This window comes from Egibacter rhizosphaerae (genome assembly GCF_004322855.1).
In the GTDB taxonomy this organism is placed as follows: Bacteria; Actinomycetota; Nitriliruptoria; order Euzebyales; family Egibacteraceae; genus Egibacter; species Egibacter rhizosphaerae.
In genome coordinates this window covers 3,491,050-3,509,362 of the sequence record NZ_CP036402.1, presented here as the reverse complement: position 1 = coordinate 3,509,362, position 18,313 = coordinate 3,491,050, and the positions used below count along the sequence as shown (strand labels likewise).

The 18,313-nt window shown below is 73.1% G+C and carries 16 protein-coding genes; 9 read left to right on the top strand and 7 right to left on the bottom strand.

Features of this window, described 5'->3' with window-relative positions:
- The first annotated feature begins 85 nt into the window (after window positions 1-85).
- Window positions 86-1,330 carry an NAD(P)/FAD-dependent oxidoreductase gene (locus ER308_RS16145; RefSeq protein ID WP_165492169.1) on the top strand — a complete coding sequence of 415 codons (1,245 nt, stop codon included), beginning with the start codon at window positions 86-88 and terminating at the stop codon, window positions 1,328-1,330.
- 254 nt (window positions 1,331-1,584) lie between these two features.
- Here the strand turns inward: ER308_RS16145 and ER308_RS16140 are convergent, their stop codons facing one another.
- Window positions 1,585-2,769 carry a DUF418 domain-containing protein gene (locus ER308_RS16140; RefSeq protein ID WP_131155944.1) on the bottom strand — a complete coding sequence of 395 codons (1,185 nt, stop codon included), beginning with the start codon at window positions 2,767-2,769 and terminating at the stop codon, window positions 1,585-1,587.
- 444 nt (window positions 2,770-3,213) lie between these two features.
- Between ER308_RS16140 and ER308_RS16130 the strand changes: the two genes are divergently transcribed.
- Genes ER308_RS16130 through ER308_RS16120 form a run of 3 tightly spaced genes read left to right on the top strand, consistent with a single transcriptional unit; the run spans window position 3,214 to window position 6,259 of the window.
- A complete protein-coding gene (locus ER308_RS16130; protein WP_165492168.1) occupies window positions 3,214-3,927 on the top strand; it encodes an RDD family protein in 714 nt (237 codons plus the stop codon).
- A complete protein-coding gene (locus ER308_RS16125) occupies window positions 3,924-5,333 on the top strand; it encodes an alanine racemase (RefSeq protein ID WP_165492167.1) in 1,410 nt (469 codons plus the stop codon). Before ER308_RS16130 ends, ER308_RS16125 begins: the two co-directional genes overlap by 4 nt.
- Complete coding sequence (locus ER308_RS16120) at window positions 5,330-6,259, top strand: glycerophosphodiester phosphodiesterase family protein (RefSeq protein ID WP_131155941.1); 930 nt, start codon at window positions 5,330-5,332, stop codon at window positions 6,257-6,259. The genes ER308_RS16125 and ER308_RS16120 overlap by 4 nt, the downstream gene beginning before the upstream one ends.
- 74 nt (window positions 6,260-6,333) lie before the next feature.
- Here the strand turns inward: ER308_RS16120 and ER308_RS16115 are convergent, their stop codons facing one another.
- Window positions 6,334-6,798, bottom strand: coding sequence for a hypothetical protein (locus ER308_RS16115; protein ID WP_131155940.1), 465 nt, complete (start codon window positions 6,796-6,798; stop codon window positions 6,334-6,336).
- Between the two features lie 222 nt (window positions 6,799-7,020).
- Between ER308_RS16115 and ER308_RS16110 the strand changes: the two genes are divergently transcribed.
- Window positions 7,021-7,929, top strand: a complete 909-nt coding sequence (locus ER308_RS16110) for an aldo/keto reductase (RefSeq protein ID WP_205745665.1) — start codon at window positions 7,021-7,023, stop codon at window positions 7,927-7,929.
- 28 nt (window positions 7,930-7,957) lie between these two features.
- Here ER308_RS16110 and ER308_RS16105 read toward each other — a convergent pair whose 3' ends face one another.
- Together ER308_RS16105 and ER308_RS16100 are read right to left on the bottom strand one after the other, a co-directional pair.
- Window positions 7,958-8,461: a hypothetical protein gene (locus tag ER308_RS16105; protein ID WP_131155939.1), complete on the bottom strand. Its 504-nt coding sequence runs from the start codon at window positions 8,459-8,461 to the stop codon at window positions 7,958-7,960.
- Between the two features lie 53 nt (window positions 8,462-8,514).
- On the bottom strand, window positions 8,515-9,192 hold the full coding sequence (locus tag ER308_RS16100) for a uracil-DNA glycosylase (protein ID WP_131155938.1): 678 nt from the start codon (window positions 9,190-9,192) through the stop codon (window positions 8,515-8,517).
- 236 nt (window positions 9,193-9,428) lie between these two features.
- Between ER308_RS16100 and ER308_RS16095 the strand changes: the two genes are divergently transcribed.
- Together ER308_RS16095 and ER308_RS16090 are read left to right on the top strand one after the other, a co-directional pair.
- A complete protein-coding gene (locus ER308_RS16095; RefSeq protein ID WP_131155937.1) occupies window positions 9,429-10,325 on the top strand; it encodes a ribonuclease Z in 897 nt (298 codons plus the stop codon).
- A gap of 133 nt (window positions 10,326-10,458) precedes the next feature.
- Window positions 10,459-11,247 carry a pirin family protein gene (locus tag ER308_RS16090; RefSeq protein ID WP_165492166.1) on the top strand — a complete coding sequence of 263 codons (789 nt, stop codon included), beginning with the start codon at window positions 10,459-10,461 and terminating at the stop codon, window positions 11,245-11,247.
- A 46-nt stretch (window positions 11,248-11,293) separates the two neighbouring features.
- Here the strand turns inward: ER308_RS16090 and ER308_RS16085 are convergent, their stop codons facing one another.
- Window positions 11,294-12,151 carry an SIR2 family NAD-dependent protein deacylase gene (locus ER308_RS16085; protein ID WP_131155935.1) on the bottom strand — a complete coding sequence of 286 codons (858 nt, stop codon included), beginning with the start codon at window positions 12,149-12,151 and terminating at the stop codon, window positions 11,294-11,296.
- A 97-nt stretch (window positions 12,152-12,248) separates the two neighbouring features.
- The gene (locus ER308_RS16080; protein ID WP_131155934.1) at window positions 12,249-13,748 is read right to left on the bottom strand and encodes an ATP-dependent DNA ligase; all 1,500 of its coding nucleotides are present in this window, start codon (window positions 13,746-13,748) and stop codon (window positions 12,249-12,251) included.
- A 245-nt stretch (window positions 13,749-13,993) separates the two neighbouring features.
- Here ER308_RS16080 and ER308_RS16075 point away from each other — a divergent pair, with 245 nt between their 5' ends.
- Window positions 13,994-16,369 carry a glycoside hydrolase family 65 protein gene (locus ER308_RS16075; RefSeq protein WP_131155933.1) on the top strand — a complete coding sequence of 792 codons (2,376 nt, stop codon included), beginning with the start codon at window positions 13,994-13,996 and terminating at the stop codon, window positions 16,367-16,369.
- 2 nt (window positions 16,370-16,371) lie between these two features.
- On the opposite strand, the gene ER308_RS16070 is transcribed toward ER308_RS16075, so the two are convergent.
- The gene (locus tag ER308_RS16070; RefSeq protein WP_131155932.1) at window positions 16,372-16,770 is read right to left on the bottom strand and encodes a hypothetical protein; all 399 of its coding nucleotides are present in this window, start codon (window positions 16,768-16,770) and stop codon (window positions 16,372-16,374) included.
- 158 nt (window positions 16,771-16,928) lie between these two features.
- Here ER308_RS16070 and ER308_RS16065 point away from each other — a divergent pair, with 158 nt between their 5' ends.
- A complete protein-coding gene (locus ER308_RS16065; RefSeq protein WP_205745664.1) occupies window positions 16,929-18,302 on the top strand; it encodes an MFS transporter in 1,374 nt (457 codons plus the stop codon).
- Window positions 18,303-18,313 lie beyond the last annotated feature (11 nt).

Below are 18,313 nucleotides of genomic sequence, written 5' to 3'. Positions count from 1 at the left end.
TGTCCAGACCGTCGCGGAGCCCGGACCGTCGCGGACGCCCGCCCGCGCGCGAAGAGTTCGACCCGAGGGGCACAGGAGGGGTCCGTTGGCACGACCTGACGCATCAGACGCCCCACCCGGCTCGATCGTGCTGATCGGGGGCGGCCTGGCAGCCGCCAGCACGGCCCAGGGTTTACGCGATCGCGGTTTCGACGGCTCCGTCGTGATCATCGGTGACGAGCCGAACCCCCCGTACGAGCGCCCGCCGCTGTCCAAGACCTACCTTTCCGAGCACGCTGCGGCGGATGAGCTGACCCTGCTCGACGCCGACCGCGCCGCCGAGCTCGAGCTCACGATCCGCACCGGCGAGCGCGCCGATGCCCTCGACCGAGGAGCGGGGGAGGTCGTGCTCGAGTCGGGCCATCGCATCGCGGCCGACGCGGTCCTGCTCGCGACGGGCGGCACCGCGCGCACCCTCCCCCGCCTGTCGGGTGAGCACGTGCACACGCTCCGCACCCGCGCCGACGCCGAACGCTTGCGCGCGACCCTGGGGTCCGCGGAGCGGCTGCTGCTCGTGGGGTTCGGGTTCGTCGGCGCCGAGGTCGCGGCGACCGCGCGGGCCTTCGGCGTCGAGGTGACCGCGGTGGAGGTCGATGGCCACCCGTTCGCGCGGGTTCTCGGGGGCGAGGTCGCGGAGGCGTTGCTCAGCCGTCACCGCGAGGCGGGGGTCGACCTGCGCACCCGCACGACCGTCGAGGCCTGCGACCCCACCAGGGAGGGCGTCCTGGCGGAGCTCTCCGACGGGTCACGGGTCGAGGCGACGGCGGTGCTCGTGGGCGTCGGCATGGCTCCGTCCACCGGGCTGGCCGCCGACGCCGGGCTCGACGTCGACGATGGGGTGGTCTGCGATGCCTCCGGGCGCTCGAGCCTGCCCGGTGTCTGGGCGGCCGGCGACGTGGCCCGCTGGGAGCACCCGTTGCACGGGGCGGTCCGGGTCGAGCACTACGACACGGCCCTGCGTCACGGGGAGGTGGTGGCCGCGTCGATCCTCGGGGGGTCGGAGACGTACGAGGAGCCGCACTGGTTCTGGACCGATCAGCACGAGCAGCGGCTCCAGGTCGCGGGCGTCACTGCCGACGCCGACGACGTCGTCGTGCACGGCCCGGATCATGAGGGCCGGCTCCTCGCCTTCTACCGGTCCGGCGAGGTGGTGTGCGCGGTCGCCGGGATCGACCGCACCCGGGACGTACGCGGCGGTCGACGGCTCGTGACCGCTCGCGCCACGCCGAGCCGCTCGGAGCTCGCCGACCCCGACGTCGACCTTCGTGCGCTCGCGCGCGCCCACCGCTGATCTCTGGTCGGCGTTGACCCTGCTCGGTGGCCGCTGCCCGTTGGCCGGGACCACTGTCCGTTGGCCGCGACCACCGCCCACTCACCGGGACCACTGCCCGTTGGCCGCGACCACCGCTCACTCACCGCAACGATCGGGTTGCCGCGCGTGATCGGGCGGTTCGATTCGTGGTGCGGTTACCCGCGCCGGCGATCACGGCCCGATTCGTGGTGCGGTTACCCGCGCCGGCGCGGGTAACCGTACGGCGGTTCGGATCAACGCCCAGGATCCGCGCCCGCGTCGACGCGCATCGGCGACGGCCAGCGCCCGTACGTTCCCGCCCGCCACAGCGCCTCGACCGGGCCGAACCGGAAACGCCGCACCCACCAGGTGGCGGCGGCGAGGTTGACCGCCCACATGACCGGGACGAACCCGAGCGCAGCCACGAGCGGAAGCTGTGCGTACAGCGCGAAGCCGTAGAACACCCCGGTCGCGACGAGGCTCTGGAGCAAGTAGCTGGACAGCGCGGTGCGTCCGACGGCCTCCATCGCTCGCACCGGGCCACTCCCCGGCCTCGCGAGCCCCACGCGGGCGGCGATGGACGCGTACCCCAGTGCCAGGAACGGCGCACCGGCGGTCATCAGAGCGAACGCAGCGATGCCGCTCGCGGTGCTGATCGCGGGATCGGTGGCCACGAGCGCTCCGGCGAGCAGGTTCACCGGCAGACCGATCGCGAGCCCCCGCCGCGTCCAGCGACGGAGGAGGTGCCCGTGATGGGCGAGGTGTGCGACGACGCCGCCGTTGACGGCCGCGATCCCCAGCTGGGCCATGGCGAGCGTCATGGGCACCAGGGAGAGGTGGCTCGCGGCGAAGAGCGGGAGCTCGGTGCCGACGCGGAACGCGAGGATCTCCGCGTAGTTCCGGGATGTGTACGCGGCCTCCGCCTCAGCGGCGAGTTCGGCCACCTCGGCCTCGGCGGCCTCGAGCTCCGCGGCGACCTCGGGATCCTGGCCCGCCACCTCCTCGCCGACCATGAACAAGCCCCCGGCGATCAGGAAGACGACCGCGCTCGCGCTGATCAGGACGGTGGCCCACGTCACGAGGGTCCTCGGCGCGCGGTCGAGGAACGGGATGAGGAGCAGCCCGAGCACCGCGTAGAAGAGCAGGATGTCGCCGGACCAGATCAGCGTCGCGTGTAGCCCCCCGATCACCGCCAGGACCACCAGGCGCCGGAGCAGGACCGCGTAGCCTCGGGAGCGCTGCAGGGCGAGTCCGAGCCCGAAGAGCAGGGCGAACTGGGTGACGAACTTCGTCTCGAAGAAGGCGCCGACGACGCCGCGAGCGACCTGGTCGACGAGGGTCTCGGGGGCCAGGTAGGCGCCGACACCCGCGAACAGCAGGATGTTGACCGCGAAGATGCCGAGGATCGCGACGCCGCGGGCGACGTCGATGGCGGCCACCCGCGACCCTGGGGAGGTGGGCCCGGCAGACGAGCCTGGGGAGGTGGGCCCGGCAGACGAGCCTGGGGAGGTGGGCCCGGCAGACGAGCCTGGGGAGGTGGGCCCGGCAGACGAGCCTGGGGAGGTGGGCCCGGCAGACGAGCCTGGGGAGGTGGGCCCGGCAGACGAGCCCGGGGAGGTGGGCCCGGCAGACGAGCCCGGGGAGGTGGACCCGGCAGACGAGCCCGGGGAGGTGGACCCGGGGGGACGTGGCTCGGTGGGCCGCGGGGCCTCGTCGGGATCGGTCATGGCGTTCCCTCGGACTCGTACCGGGTCGATGGAGCGTCGGACGTGCGCACCGCCAGCGTGGCGGGCCTGCGAGCCTACGACGTGGAGGCCGGCTGCTTGCAGCGATTCCCACGAGCCGCTACACCCACGGGCAGCCGCGGCGCGATGGGAGCGGGAATGGCAAGCAGCGAGGCGTCCGGGCGCGATCTTCCCCCGAGCGGGCCGGAGGTGACCCATGAGCCGGCGGGCGCCCAGCCGCCGGGGGACCAGGCGGGCGCAGGGGATCCCGCCGCTTCCGGTGGCCCGTCAGCGCCCGCCGAGGAGGAAGCCCCGGCCGACACGGCTCGCGCGCTCGGGGCCGAGGCTCCGCAGGCCCCGTCCGACGCCACCCAGCGTCGAGAGGGGGCGGACCCCGCCCCGGCGCCGATTCCCGGCCAGCCGGCGTGGCTCGCCGCGCGTCTGGTCGCCGCCGCGATCGACCTCGCGCTGGTCGCTCTCGTCGCGGCACTGCCCGGCGCGGGCCTGTTCGCGCTGCTCGTCGAGGCTCGCGGACCCTGGGGCGTCGACGCGCTGTCGGCCGTCGGCATCGCTGTGGCGACGCTCGGGCTCGTGACCTTGCCCCTGGTCGTGCTGGTCGGCATGGAAGCGTGGGGTCGCAGCCCGGGCCGTTGGCTCGTGGGCATCGCGGTGGTTCTCGGCAACGGCCATCGACCGGGACCCCGGCGCGGGGCGGCTCGCGCGTTCGCTCGCGTGGGGGGACTGGCGTTGTGGCCCTTCGGTCCTTGGGTCGCCGTGGGGGTGCTGGTGCTCGTGCACGGCGCTGTGCTCCTGCATCCACAGGGCCGTGGGCTGCACGACCGCCTAGCCGGCACGATCGTGGTGCGCCGGTGAGGGGCGAGAGCGACGTGCCGGCACGCGACGCGACCGACCGCGACGCGACCGGCCCCGTCCCGCGCCGGCGGTTCCTGGCGGGGGCCGCCGCAGTCGCCGGATCCGCCCTCACCGCCGGTGCGACCCCCCTCGTCGACCCCGAGCGGAACCGCGCTCGACTGTCCGATCCCGCCGCAGCGCGCGTTCGCGCCGAGGCCCCGACCGTGCTGGACGAGCTCGCCCGACTGGCAGGGCAGGCCGGCGAGGGCGAGCCCTGCTGCCTGATCGACCTCGGTGGCGTGGAGCACAACCTCGATGCGCTGCTGCGGTTCGCCGAGACCCACGGCTGGACGTTGCGTCCGCGCCTCGACGTCCTCGGTGGCCCGCAACCCGCCGCTCGTGTGCTCGACGCGCTGCCCGAGCCGCGCGGCCTGGTCCGCCGTTTGCGGGACGTCGCCCCCACGCTGGAAGCGGCGCCCGAGGAGGCCGACCTGATCGTCGCCGAGGCACCGACGGACCGTGAACTCGCGCGCTACCTGACCACGCCACCGACGCGCGCCAACCAGCGGGTACGGCTCTCGGTCGGCGACCTCGCGACCCTCGACACGACCATCGACCTCGCCCACGAGGCCGGCACCGACGAACCCGTCGAGCTGTGCCTGGAGCTCGACTCCGGAGCCGGGAGAGGGGGGTTCCGCGAGCCCCAATCGGTCGTCGCCGCCGCCGGGAGACTGCGCGATGCCGGTGAGGTGGTCCGCTGCACCGCGTTGCGCGCTCGCGACACCCACGCCCGGGTCACCGCCGCGAGCCCGGTGCGGACCGGTATCGCCCGCGACGCCCGGGCGCGTCTGCGCGAGCTCCGGAGGCTCCTGGTGGAGGCCGCCGGTGGCGCCATCGACCCCGACGAGCTCGTGGTCGGAGGCCCCGGCTCGGCGAACTACCGCAACTGGGCCGAGGGCGACGAGCTCGACGAGATCCATCCCGGCTCGGCGGTCGTCTACTCCCGGTGGTTGCGCGAGGGGTTCGACGACGACGAGCTGGTGGTCGCGCTCGTCGTCGCGGCGCCGGTCCTCGGGGTGGTGGGCGCGAGCCCGCGCGTGCCGCTGACGGACTTCTCCATGCCCGGCAGCGACCGCGAGCAACTCACCCTGCGCGGCGGCAGCTGGCCGGACGCCCGCGGCGAACAGCCCGAGCTGCTCTGGCCCGAAGGCCTCGACGACGACCGCCTGCACGGAGGTCGCGGGGAGCACACGAGCGCGATCACCGCACCCGCCGGGCGACTGGAACGCGGTGACTACGTTCTGATGTGGCCCGAGGACACCGACGCCGCGGTGGGACGGTTCGGGTCGGTGATCGGCGTCCGTGAGGGCACCGTCGAGGACATCTGGCCGACGTTCACTCGCTGGGGGGCACCGTGGTCCGAATGAGCCGACGAGACCAGCGACGCAGGCGGTTGGCGACCCGAGGGGCGCTGGTGGCGGCGGGTGCCACCGCCGGCGCCGCATGGCTCGCCAGGCCCACCCCGGTCGTGCCGCCCCGGACCCTGGTCACCCAACGCCCCACCCGCATCGCGCACCGCGGTGCGAGCGCGGCGCGGCCCGAGAACACGCTCGCCGCCTTCACCCACGCGCTGGACCTGGGAGTGGACGGACTCGAACTGGACCTGCGGTTGACCGCCGACGGGCACGTCGTCGTCCACCACGATCCCTCGGTCGATCGCACGACGGATGGCACGGGGCCCGTCGACTCCCGAACGCTGGCCGAGTTGCGACGGCTCGACGCCGGCGCGGGCTTCGTCGCACCCGACGGCAGCCGTCCCTTCGCGGGCCAAGGGATCGCGATCCCCACACTCGGGGAGGTCCTCACAGCCACCGACACCTTCTGGGTCCTGGAACTCAAGGCCGGCGGTGAGCGGCTCGCGGCCGCTGTGGCGGACAGCGTCCACACGCACGGGGCCGCCCACCGCGTCATCGCGGCCTCGTTCTCGGACCAGCTGCTCGCGACACTGCGGCGCCTCGCTCCGGAGCTTCCCACCAGCCTCTCCCCCCGCGAGATGCGCGCCCTCTGGCACCTGTCGCGCCTCGGTCTCGGGCGGTGGACACCGACGCGCGGGGTGGCCGCCCAGGTGCCCGAACACGCGAGTGGGCGCTACGTGCCGACCCCGCGCTTCCTCACGGCGGCGCACGCGCTCGGAATGCACGTCCACGTGTGGCCGATCAACGACGAGGGCAGCATGCACCGGCTGCTCGACGAGGGCGCCGACGGCATCATCACCGACGTGCCGGACGTCCTGAACGCGGTCCTGTCCGAGCGTGGCGACCCGCGTCTGCACCAGGGACTCCTCCAGCCCTGAGCGAGGGACTCCACCAGCCCTGAGCGAGGGACTCCGCGCGACGCCTGCTCAGTCGAGGTCCGCGCGACGCCTGCTCAGTCGAGGTCGGTCCGCAGGCTGCCCGGGGCGGGCAGCACGATCTGCGGGACACCGTCGCGCTCGTCGAGCTCGCCGACCGCGCAGATGCGCTCGCCCGGCAGCGCCTGCTCGGGGTCGAAGCCGAGGCCTTCGCGCTCGGACTCGTACACGACCACGTCGAATCGCGGCTCGTCGGGGTAGGCGTTGCCGAGGTTCAGGAACGTGGGCGCGCCCCCGAGGTCGGGTTCGGTGCTGGCCGCCTCGACCGGGCCTTCGACCGCGACCTCCGTGCCGACCTCGTGGCCGTCGACCGCGTCCCAGGCGACCGGGTCGTCGCAGCTGGCCCGCGGATCGGTATCACCGCCGATCGGTAGCGTCCCCCCGATCCGCCCGAAGCCGACGCCGATGACGAGCACCACGCCGAGCGCGATCCCCGCGATGTTGCCCCACCGGCGGCGCGAGCCTTCCTCGTTGCGACCCATCGGTGCCACCGTACGCGCGGACCACCGCTCCAGCCCCGCGCCACGGCCGGTGTGAGCCGGCACGGGCGGGCGAGGCGCGACGGTGGCGGGCGAGGCGCGACGGTGGCGGGCGAGGCGCGACGGTGGCGGGCGAGGCGCGACGGTGGCGGGTGAGGCGCGACGGTGGCGGGCAGGCTCGCCGCGCGGAGAGCACCATCGGAGCACCCGTCCCAAGGAGCGGCTTTGACGAACGACCTTCGCTCGGCCGAGCCCGTGGCCCGCAGCGGCGTGTTCGAACTGGCCGGTGAGCAGCCGGTCCGCCGCCTCGGCTTCGGCGCCATGCGCCTCACCGGGAAGGGCATCTGGGGCGAACCCGGCGACCCGGAGCAGGCGCGGCAGGTGTTGCGACGCGCCGTGGAGCTCGGCGTCACCCTCATCGACACCGCCGACAGCTACGGCCCCGAGGTGAGCGAGCGACTGATCGCCGAGGCGTTGCACCCCTATCCCGAGGAGCTCGTGATCGCCACCAAGGCGGGGCTGTGTCGCACGGGACCGGACCAGTGGGTGCCCAACGGGCGTCCTGCCTATCTCGTCCAGCAGTGCGAGCTCAGCCTGCGCCGCCTCGGGGTCGACACGATCGACCTCTTCCAGCTGCACCGGATCGACCGCGACGTGCCGATGGCCGAGCAGCTCGGGGCACTGCACCAGCTCCGGGAGGCGGGCAAGATTCGCCACATCGGCCTCTCGGAGGTCGACGCCGAGCAGCTCGCGGCCGCCCGCGAACACGTCGACGTCGCCAGCGTGCAGAACCGCTACAACCTCGCCGACCGTGAGCACGAGCCGGTGCTCGAGGTGTGCGAGGCCGCGGGGATCGGCTTCATCCCGTGGTTCCCGGTCGCCACCGGCGACCTCGCGCAGCCGGGGGGTGCGCTGGACGAGGTCGCCCGGCGCCACGACGCCACTCCGGCACAAGTCGCGCTCTCGTGGCTGCTGCACCACAGCCCGGTGGTGTTGCCGATCCCGGGCACGAGTCAGGTGGCGCACCTCGAGGAGAACTGTGCCGCCGCGACGATCGAGTTGTCCGAGCGGGAGGTCGCCGAACTCGCGGTCGCCGGCGAGCAGGTCCGGCCCGGCTACCTGCAGCGGGGGTGACCCGAGGAGATGCGTTCGGTCGGCCGCCTCAGAGGTAGAGCGGACTCGGCGGATCGATCAACCGGCGCAGTCGCCAGGCGGCCTGCGTGGACTGCGCGAGCGCACGGGTGGAGCCCTGCGGGAGCCGCGCCAGCGACCCGCCGTCGAGCTGCTCCTCGACGAGTTCGGCCAGGTCGGCGGCCAGCTTCTCCAGCGCCTCGGCGGTGCGCCGGACGCGCTCGCCGGCCGCGCTCCACGGGTCGAGCGGGGACACGTTCTGTTCGGCGGAGGCGAGCGTCACCTCGAGCCGCGTGGTCGCGTCGGGGAACAGCTCGTCCTCGAGCTCCCCCGCGGCCCGCACGACCTGTTCGGTGGCCTGGACGTGGATCGGCAGCGGATCCTCCGGCTCGGCGCCCGCACGGTAGGCCGCGACGACGTCGGCGAGCACGAGCGGCTCCGGGGTTCCGTCGGGTGGGAAGGCGAGCCACTGACCGCCGAACTCGGGCTCGGCCTCCTCGACCCACACGAAGCGGCGCACGACATCCTCGTTCATCGCGGGCAGCCTAGTGGATCCGGCGCCCGATGGATGCCAGGTGCGGTCGTCGGCTACGGAAGCTTCCAATCGACGGGCTCTGCGCCCTGCTCGGCGAGCAATGCGTTCGCGCGGCTGAAGGGCCGCGAGCCGAAGAAGCCGTGGTGGGCGGCCATGGGGCTGGGATGCGGCGACTCCACCACGGGGGTCCTGCCGAGCAGTGGCTTCAGGCTCCGCGCGTCCTTGCCCCAGAGGATCGCCACGAGCGGCTGATCGCGCGCGGCCAGCGAGCGGATCGCCTGCTCGGTGACCTCCTCCCAGCCCTTCCCGCGGTGGCTGGCGGGCTTGTGCGCCTGCACCGTCAGCACCCGGTTGAGCAGCAGCACGCCCTCCTCGACCCACGGCGTCAGGTCGCCGTTCGCGGGCATCGGATGGCCGAGGTCCTCGCTGTACTCGCGGTAGATGTTCTGCAGGCTCTTGGGCAACGGCCGCACGTCGGAGGCGACCGAGAAGCACAGCCCGATCGGGTGTCCGGGCGTGGGGTACGGGTCCTGGCCCACGAGCAGCACCCGCACCGCCTCGAGGGGCTGTTGCAGCGCGGCGAAGATCCGATCGCCACGCGGGAGGAACGGTCGACCCGCGGCCTGCTCCGCCCGCAGGAAGTCGCCGAGGCCGGCGACGCGGTCGCGCACCGGCTCGAGCGCCTCCGGCCAGCCGGGGCCCACGACGTTCGACAGGTCCCGCTCGCCCATCACGCACCTCGTCCGCGGATCGCGCCGTTCCGACCGTCCCGGGACACGTCCCGACCGCGGTGGCGGCGGGGTGCCCGCAAGGCGGCCGATGCTCGATCGGACCGGCGCGACGCGCAAGTCCGCCTGCTGGACCACCGTGCGACCAGGCGCGGTGGTCCGCGGCGGCGGCGCCACGCGGGTGATCCCGTCGCGGCCGAATCCTGCTGCGTCGGCCCGCGGAGGGCAGGATCAGGAGCATGACCCGGGACCGCGCCCTCGTCGTGCTCGGAACCTCGAGCCGCACTCCCACCCGCGAGCGCAACCACAACGGCTACCTCCTGCGGTGGGACGGCCACGCGATCCTGTTCGACCCCGGCGAGGGAGCCCAGCGCCAGCTGATCCGCGCCGGTGAGTCCCCCGCCGCGGTCGACCGGGTCTGCATCACCCACCTGCACGGCGACCACTGTCTGGGGTTGCCCGGCGTTGTCATGAACCGTTCCCAGCACAACGCGAGCGTGCCCCTCGAGACCCACGCGCCCGCCGAGGACGCGTGGCGGGTGGGGCGACTGATCGAGCTGACGGGCGAGTCCGCGGCGGGCACGAGGGTGCGTCCCGCCGAGCCCGGCGACCTGGTGGCGCCACCGCCCTACCGGCTGTGGGCGGCGCGGCTCGACCACGACATCCCGACCCTCGGCTACCGACTCGAGGAGCCCGACGGACGCAGCATGGATCCCGAGGCGCTCGCCGCTCGGGGGATCCACGGGCCGGCGGTCGGCCGGCTGCAGGAGGCCGGTCAGCTCACCGTGGGCGGGCGCACGGTCACCGTCGACGAGGTCAGCCGCCCACGCCCCGGTCAGCGCGTCGCGTTCGTGATGGACACGCGACCCTGCGAGGAGGCGGTCGCGCTCGCGCGCGACGTCGACCTGCTCGTGATCGAGGCCACCTTCCTCGACGAGCACGCCCACCTCGCGGAGCGCTACGGCCACCTGACCGCGCGCCGGGCCGCCGAGGTCGCCCGCGAGGCGGGCGCCCGAAACGTCGTGCTGACCCACTTCTCCCCCCGCTATCGCGATCCCGAGCGGATCCGGGCGCAGGCCGAGGAGGTGGTCCCGAACGTCCACGTCGCGGCCGATCTCGACCGCATCCCCGTCTGACGCCCACTGGAGGGGTCGGCGGTCGCGGCCGGGCTATCGGGCCAGCCGGATGCGGGAACACTCCGGGCCGACACGTCGTTCGGATCCGTACGAACCCCACGCACCTCCTGCCGACCCGGAAGCGAGCCCAACGATGACGCACACGGACACCGCGACTCCCACCGCCCTGCACCTCGCCCCCGAGGACTACCACGTGATCCGGGCCGAGGACTTCAACGCACCGGGCCTGCAGGCCCGCGAGGCGATCGGCCCGTTCGTGCGGGTTCAGGCGCTCGGCAACCTCCTGACCGTGCACGACTCGTCGTTCGAGGCCGAGCGGGGCATCGGCCACCACCCCCACCAGCGCATGGAGCGCCTGTTCTACATCGTGGACGGCACGGTCGACCACGACGACGTGCTGAACCACATCACCGGACACATGGGCACCGGCGATCTCGGCATCCTCACCGAGGGGATGCGCGGGATGATCCACTCCGAGTGGAACAACTCCCCCGGCCCGGCCCGTGCCTACATCTTCGTCTACCCGAACCAGCCGCTGCACGACAGCGCCTCGTTCGGCGCGATCCGCGACCACGAGGCACCGCGCGTGACCGAGCGGGACGGCGTGGTCGCCAAGCAGGTCGTCCGGCGCGGTGAGGAGCGCATCAACGGCGACTTCCGCCGGTTCGACGACGTCGCGGTCGCGGCCGGCGCGGCCACCGAATGGGAGCTCGACGAGGGGGAGGCCGGCCTGCTCTTCGTGCTCGACGGCTCGGCGGACGTGACCGTGGACGGCGAGCCGGTCGCCCCGGCCGGGTTCGAGCACACCGTGGCCCTGCCCCCGGGTCCCGAGGTGCGCCGTGTGCAGGCCACCGCACGCGAGGACAGCCGCCTGCTGCGCGCGATCACCGGGCCCGGCTTCGGGCTGCGGCTGCAGGAGTAGGGCGCCCGACCACGGGCAGGCCCACCGCCCCCGTCGGCGGCGACGCCTACCGCGGGGCCGAAGCCGCGACCGCGATCCGGTCGGCGAGCTCCGGCACCGCCTGGCTGGCCGGAGCCCGGATGGCCGCCCCCCGCTCGACCCGCCGCGCGAGATCACCGAACGGGTTGTCCTCCGGATTCACGTCGAGCAGCGCGCCGCCGCTGCGCACCACCTGCTGGACGACGAGGTTGGGCAGGTTCGTCGCTCCGCTCGTGCCGACCGTGACGACGAGGCTCGCCCGACCGGCCGCGTCCAGGCTCGAGTCGAGGCGGAACCAGGCCTCGTCGTAGGCCTCGTCGAACCAGAGCACGTGGGGCCGCGTCCACGCCCCGCAGCGCGGACAGGTGAGCAACTGCCGCTCGTGGTCGGTCAGCGCCTCGTCCCGATCCTTCGCGGGGATCTCGTCGGGCAGCGGCAGGAGCTCGCGCTGACACGGCTCGCTGCAGCGCATCCGGCCGAGCGACCCGTGGATCTCGTAGGTCCGTCCGGGGGTCGAGCCCGCCCGTTGGTGCAACCCGTCCACGTTCTGGGTGATGAGCACGAACCGGTCGGAGAGGGTCGCGTCGAGCTCCGCGATCGCGCGATGGGCCGCGTTCGGCTCGGCCTCACGGACCACGCCGAGGCGGAACAGGTACCAGCCCCAGACGGCCTCCGGCGCGCGGGCGAACATCGCAGCCGTCGCGATCTCCTGGGGTGTGTGGACGGCGCTGCCGACGGTCCAGTAACCCTCGGGTCCGCGGAACGTCGGGATGCCGCTCTCGGCGGATACCCCCGCGCCCGTCAGCACCACCACGAGCCCGTCCTCGGCGACCGACCGGTCGACCAGTCCGGCGATCTCGCGGTCGATCACCTCGCTGCCCCACATCGCACACCTCGACGTCCTCGCCGGCATCGGCCTCCTCCGGCCACATCGCCCGATCCTCGCACGCCCCGGCCCGGCAACGCACCCATGGACCGGGGCCTCAGGGGGTCGCGAGGCCGCGCACCGTCTCGATCGTGTCGGCCTCGTCCGGGCTCTTGTCGTCGCGATAGCGCAGAACGCGCGCGAACCGCAGCGCGAGCCCCGCGGGGTAGCGCGGACTCCGCACGAGCCCGTCGATCGCGACCTCGACGACCTGTTCGGGGCGAACGTGCACCACCCCGGGCTCGCGGTGGGTCTCGAGACCGAGGAACCGCTGCGTCTGCCACGCGAGCCGCTCGTCGGTGAGCCCCTTGAAGGTCTTCCCGAGCATCACGAACCCGCCGTCGGGGTCGGGGGCCCCGAGGTGGAGGTTGGACAGCCACCCGGTCCGCCGCCCCGAACCCCATTCCACCGCGAGCACGACGAGGTCGAGGCTGTGCGCGGGCTTGACCTTGCGCCACGCGCGCCCACGTCGCCCCGCCTCGTAGGGACTGTCGAGCGCCTTGACGACGACGCCCTCGTGACCGGCGTCGAGCGCCGCGTGATAGGCCGCCTCCGCGTCGTCGCCGGAGCGGACGGGGGTGTGGGTCACCCGATGTGGATCGGGGACGACGTCGCAGAGCTCGGCGCGCCGCCGGACGAGTGGCACGTCGAGCAGGCTGCGTCCGTCCCGGTGGAGGAGGTCGAAGAAGAAGACCGCGAGCGCCGTGTCCTCGTCGCCGAGGGCCCGCATCGTGTCCTGCAACGGCCGCGGCCGTCCGTCGGGGTCGAGGGCGAGCACCTCTCCGTCGAGCACCAACGAGGTCGCCGGCAGCTCCCGCACCAGATCGACGATCCGCCCCGCCCCGGTCGTCAGCTGCTTGAGCGTGCGCGACCACACCCCCACGCGGTGCCCGTCCCGGTGCACTTGCAGCCGTACCCCGTCGAGCTTGGCCTCCACGGCTGCGCCCCCCACCTCCTCGAGGGCGGTGACGACGTCGTCGGAGGTCTTGGCGAGCATCGGCTGCACCGGGCGGAACAGCTCGAGCTCGAAGGCGCGGACCGCGGCCTCGCCCCCGGTGGCCGCCGCCTGCGCCACCACGCCGAGGTCACCCGCGAGCATCAGCGCTCGGCGCACATCGGCCTCGCGCAGCTCCCAGGCCCGTGCGAGGGCCTGGGCCACCATCCCCTCGAGCGCTCCCTGGCGCAGCTCGCCGAGGACGAGGCCGCGCAGGAAAGCCTGCTCGGCGTCGGTCGCTGCGCCGAACAGCCCCGCCAGCAGCTCCGCGCGCCGGCCGGTCGAGCCGGGACCGGAGGCGGACGCGATCTCCCCGAGGACTCGGTCGACCTCGACGAGCCCCAGCCGGGGGTGGGGTGCCGGCTCGACCTCCACCGTTCGCAGCGTCCGCCACCCCACCGACACCTTGCCCTGGCGGGGGTGCCCGGCCAGGAGGCTCGCGGCGACCGGCAGTTCACGGGGCTCGGCATCGCGCAGCAGGTCCGCGAGCGCGGCCACCTTCTCGCGGCGCGAGCTCGTGGCGCGCACCGCGTCGCTCACCGCGACGACGTCCGCCAGCCTCATGGGCTCCTCCTTCCCCGGGCAACCCTCATGAAGGCCACGGCGCGGCCGACCTTGCTCGCATGCACGACTCTCCCGGCCGGCCATCGAGGATGCCCGCTTGGCATCCTCGCGGCCTTTCCGGCAGCATGCCGCGGGGCGACACTCGCCGGCGCGTCGCACCGCCCGCGCGAGCGGCCCGCGAGCCGTCGCCCGACCCCACGATCGACCACCCGCCGCATCCCGCGACGAGCCTCGGAGCGTGCCGGATGAAGACCCGTGAGCCCGAACCGCTGCCCGAGCACATCTTCCCTGTCGACCCCTGGCGACTCGTCGAGCGCCGCTTCGACCGGAACCTGCTCGACCGGACCGAGACGCTGTTCGCCGTCGCCAACGGCTACCTCGGCATGCGGGGCAATCCCGAGGAGGGGCGACCGGTCCACGACCACGGGACGTTCGTGAACGGCTTCCACGAGACCTGGGAGATCGTGCACGCCGAGGAAGCGTACGGGCTCGCGAAGACCGGCCAGACGATCATCGACGCACCCGACGCGAAGATCATCAAGCTCTACGTCGACGACGAGCCGCTGCACCTGCACACCGCGACGCTGCGCGACTACGAGCGGGCGCTCGACATGCGGACCGGGGTGCTGCGCCGGACGCTGTTGTGGGAGACGCCGTCGGGCAAGGAGGTGCGGGTCACGTCGACACGGCTCGCCTCGACGCGACACCGCCACCTGTGCGCGACGCGCTACGAGGTGCAGGTCACGAACGCGGACGCGCCCGTCGTGATCAGCTCGCAGCTGCTCAACCGACAGGACACCAAAGCGCCCGACGACCCCAATCGCCAGCAGTTCGACCCGCGGACCACGCGCACGTTCGACCACCACGTACTGGAGCGGCAGTCCGCGCGCGAGGGGGAGCTTCGCGTCATCGCCGGCTACCGGACGGCGAACAGCCGGATGACCCTCGGCGTCGGCATGGACCACGTGATCGATACCAACTGCGAGTGGCAGGCCACCCGGGAGACCAGCGAGAATCTCGGCAAGGTGATCTTCACGATCCCCGCACGCCAGGGCTGCACGATCCGCATCGACAAGTTCGCGAGCTACCACACGAGCCAGAACGTGCCGTCGAACGAACTCTGCGACCGCGTGGACCGGGTGCTCGACCGCGCGGTGGACCAGGGTTTCGAGGCGCTCGAGGCCGATCAGGCGGAGGACCTCGCCGCGTTCTGGGAGACCGCGGACGTCGAGGTCGACACCGACGACCCGCGCATCCAGCAGGCGGTCCGCTGGAACCTGTTCCAGCTCTTCCAGGCGAGCTCGCGCGCGGAGCACACCGGCATCCCGGCGAAGGGCCTCACCGGTCACGGCTACGAGGGGCACTACTTCTGGGACGTCGAGATCTTCGTCATGCCGTTTCTCGCCTTCACCACGCCACGTGTGGCGAAGAACCTGCTGCGCTTCCGGTACGGCATGCTGGACGCGGCCCGGGAGCGGGCACGCGAGCTCGACCTCGACGGCGCCCTCTACCCGTGGCGGACGATCACCGGCCCGGAGGCGAGCGCCTACTTCCAGGCCGGCACCGCGCAGTACCACCTGAACGCCGACATCGCGCACGCCCTCAAGGTGTACGTCGACGTGACCGGCGACACGGAGGCGCTCGGCGAGTTCGGCTCCGAGATCCTGGTCGAGACGGCGCGACTGTTCGGCGACCTGGGCTTCCACTCGAAGGACGACGACGCCTTCCACCTGCACGGGGTGACGGGGCCGGACGAGTACACGACGGTCGTGAACGACAACGCGTTCACCAACCTGATGGCCAAGCAGCACCTCGAGTACGCCGGCCACGTGCTGCGGATCCTCCGGGCGACCGACCCGGAGTGCTACGAGATCCTCTGGAACGAGCTCGAGATGACCGACGACGAGCTCGCCGCCTGGCGTCGCGCCGCCGCCACGATGCACATCCCCTACGACGAGCGACGCGGGATCCATCCCCAGGACGAGCACTTCCTCCAGCAGGAGGTGTGGGACTTCGCCGCCACCCCGGCGGACAAGTACCCGCTGCTCCTGAACTACCACCCGCTCATGATCTACCGCTACCAGGTGATCAAGCAGGCCGACGTCGTGCTCGCGATGTTCCTGCTCGGCGACCACTTCTCGCTCGAGCAGAAGCGCCGGAACTACCGCTACTACGACGCGCTGACGACGAGCGACTCATCCCTGTCACCGCCGGTGCACGCGATCGTCGCGAGCGAGATCGGCGAGGAGGACGACGCGCTCGAGTACTTCCGCCTCTCGCTCTTCATGGATCTGCTCGACGTCGCCGGCAACGCCGACCAGGGGGTGCACGTCGCCTCGACGGGCGGTGTGTGGATGGCGCTGGTGCACGGGTTCGCGGGGATGCGCTCCTACCACGGGCACATCACGTTCGACCCGCGCCTGCCGTCCGAGTGGCAAGGGCTGCGCTTCCCCCTGCAGGTGCGCGGCCGGAGCCTGCGCGTCGAGCTCACCCACCACCACCTCGGGTTGGAGCTGCGGTCCGGCAACCCCCTGACCGTCGGCGTCCGCGGCACCGAGGTCGAGGTCACGCCGGGCGAGCCGGTCCAGGTGGCGCTGAACGAGCTCGCGCCGATCGACTGAGGTCAGCCGCCTTTGCCCTTGCGGCGATTGCGCTTCTTCTTCGATCGCCGCGCGGCCAACTGACGGTTCGCGGCCTCCGCGCGCGCGGAGCGGCGGGCGAAGAACACCGCCAGCAGGATCACCACGAGCGTGACGAACAGGACGTTCACGAGCACGGCCTCGAGACCCTGCGGGATCGTGGCGAGCGCGACGACGACCGGCCCGATCGCCCAGCCCCAGCGCCAGAAGCGACGCTGGTTCGCGGCCAGCGCCGCCGCGACCAGCGCCTCGCGCGGGTCTCCCGATTCGACCTCGCGGCCGCGGTTGGCCGCCCGCCGGACACGGCGGCGACCGTCGCGGTCGAGCCGCGCCCATTGCGAGCGCATCTCCTCTCGGCTGGGAAGTGGAGCCTCGGAAGCCATGCCGCAGATGCTAGCCCCCAGCCGCCCCCGACGCGCCACGGTGTGCGCCCGCGCGGAGGCGTCGCGAGCCGCCTGCAGCCCCTACCCTGCGATGGTGGGCGGTGGTCCAGCGGCGGACCGTGGACGGTGCCGGGCTTGCGCCGGGATCGGGAGGACCGATGGCGACACCGACGGGCGACGCCCCCGTCGAGCGCAGCATGCCGATGCTCGAGCGGCTGGGGCTGCACCGCCGCGAGCTGCGCGCGTGGGCGTTCTACGAGTGGGCGACGACCGGTGTCTACGCCGTCATCGTGACGGCGGTCTTCCCCGTATACTACGAGACGGTCGCGGCCGACGGACTGTCCGCGGCGACCGCGAACCAACGGTTCGCGATCACGACCACCCTCGCCATCGTCTCGGTCGCCGTCATCGCCCCGGTCATCGGCGCCTACACCGACCAGGTCCCCCGCAAGAAGCGGTTCCTCGCCGCGTTCCTTGCCGTCGGCGTCGTGGGTACGGCCGGCCTCACGGCGGTCGGCACGGGCGACTGGCTGCTCGCCCTGGGATTGTTCCTGCTCGTGAACGTCGGGTTGAACGGGACCAGCGTGTTCTACGACGCGTTGCTGCCCCACATCGCGCGGCCCGGAGAGGTCGATCGGGTCTCCTCCGGCGCGTTCGCGCTCGGCTACCTCGGGGCGGGACTGTTGCTCACGGTCTGTCTGGTCGTCATCGAGGTTCCGGGACGGTTCGGCCTGCCCGAGCGCACGCTGCCCGCCCGGGTGGCGTTCGCGTTGGTGGCGGCGTACTGGCTCGCGTTCTCGTTCCCGCTCTTTCGGCGCGTACCGGAGCCCGCCCCCAGGATCGACCCGCGCGACCGCCCCGGCGACGGACCGGTCGTCGCCGCAGTGCGACGGCTCGCGTCGACCCTGCGGGAGCTCAGGCGCTTCCGCGAGGCCTTCCTGCTCCTCGTCGCCTACCTCGTCTACGGCGACGGGATCGGCACGATCATCCGCCTGGCCGGGACGTACGCATCGGGCCTCGGGATCGACCAAGCCACGATCATCGGCGCGGTCATCGCGGTGCAGTTCGTCGGCGTGCCGTGCGCGTTCCTGTTCGGCGTCCTCGCCGGACGCATCGGCACCAAGCGGGCGATCCTCCTCGGCCTCGTCGTCTACATGGGCGTCGCCGTCTTCGCCTTCTTCATGGAGACGGCGCTGCACTTCTGGGCGCTGGCGATCGCGGTCGGCACGGTGCAGGGCGGGACGCAGGCCCTGTCGCGCTCGCTGTTCGCCAGCATGATCCCGGCGCACAAGTCCGGGGAGTTCTTCGGGCTGTACGGCGTGATGGACCGGTTCGCCGGGATGATGGGCCCCGCCCTGTTCGCCGCGGTCATCGCGATCACCGGCGTCGCGCGGACCGGGATCGTCTCGGTGATCGTCTTCTTCGTGGTCGGCGGGGCGCTGCTGTTGCTCGTCGACGAGCGGCGCGGGAGGGACGTCGCCCGCGCGGAGGAACGAGCGGCGGTGCGGGCCTCCTCCACGGGGCAGGCCTGATCCGGCCGTCC

Excerpts from the sequence above, each read along its gene's own strand:
- ER308_RS16085 (WP_131155935.1), bottom strand. The coding sequence starts at position 12,151 with ATGTGGGGCAGCGAGGTGATCGACCGCGAGATCGCCGGACTGGTCGAC.
- ER308_RS16120 (WP_131155941.1), top strand. The coding sequence starts at position 5,330 with ATGAGCCGACGAGACCAGCGACGCAGGCGGTTGGCGACCCGAGGGGCG.
- ER308_RS16090 (WP_165492166.1), top strand. The coding sequence starts at position 10,459 with ATGACGCACACGGACACCGCGACTCCCACCGCCCTGCACCTCGCCCCC.
- ER308_RS16075 (WP_131155933.1), top strand. The coding sequence starts at position 13,994 with ATGAAGACCCGTGAGCCCGAACCGCTGCCCGAGCACATCTTCCCTGTC.
- ER308_RS16095 (WP_131155937.1), top strand. The coding sequence starts at position 9,429 with ATGACCCGGGACCGCGCCCTCGTCGTGCTCGGAACCTCGAGCCGCACT.
- ER308_RS16130 (WP_165492168.1), top strand. The coding sequence starts at position 3,214 with ATGGCAAGCAGCGAGGCGTCCGGGCGCGATCTTCCCCCGAGCGGGCCG.
- ER308_RS16100 (WP_131155938.1), bottom strand. The coding sequence starts at position 9,192 with ATGGGCGAGCGGGACCTGTCGAACGTCGTGGGCCCCGGCTGGCCGGAG.
- ER308_RS16080 (WP_131155934.1), bottom strand. The coding sequence starts at position 13,748 with ATGAGGCTGGCGGACGTCGTCGCGGTGAGCGACGCGGTGCGCGCCACG.
- ER308_RS16105 (WP_131155939.1), bottom strand. The coding sequence starts at position 8,461 with ATGAACGAGGATGTCGTGCGCCGCTTCGTGTGGGTCGAGGAGGCCGAG.
- ER308_RS16065 (WP_205745664.1), top strand. The coding sequence starts at position 16,929 with ATGGCGACACCGACGGGCGACGCCCCCGTCGAGCGCAGCATGCCGATG.
- ER308_RS16070 (WP_131155932.1), bottom strand. The coding sequence starts at position 16,770 with ATGGCTTCCGAGGCTCCACTTCCCAGCCGAGAGGAGATGCGCTCGCAA.
- ER308_RS16115 (WP_131155940.1), bottom strand. The coding sequence starts at position 6,798 with ATGGGTCGCAACGAGGAAGGCTCGCGCCGCCGGTGGGGCAACATCGCG.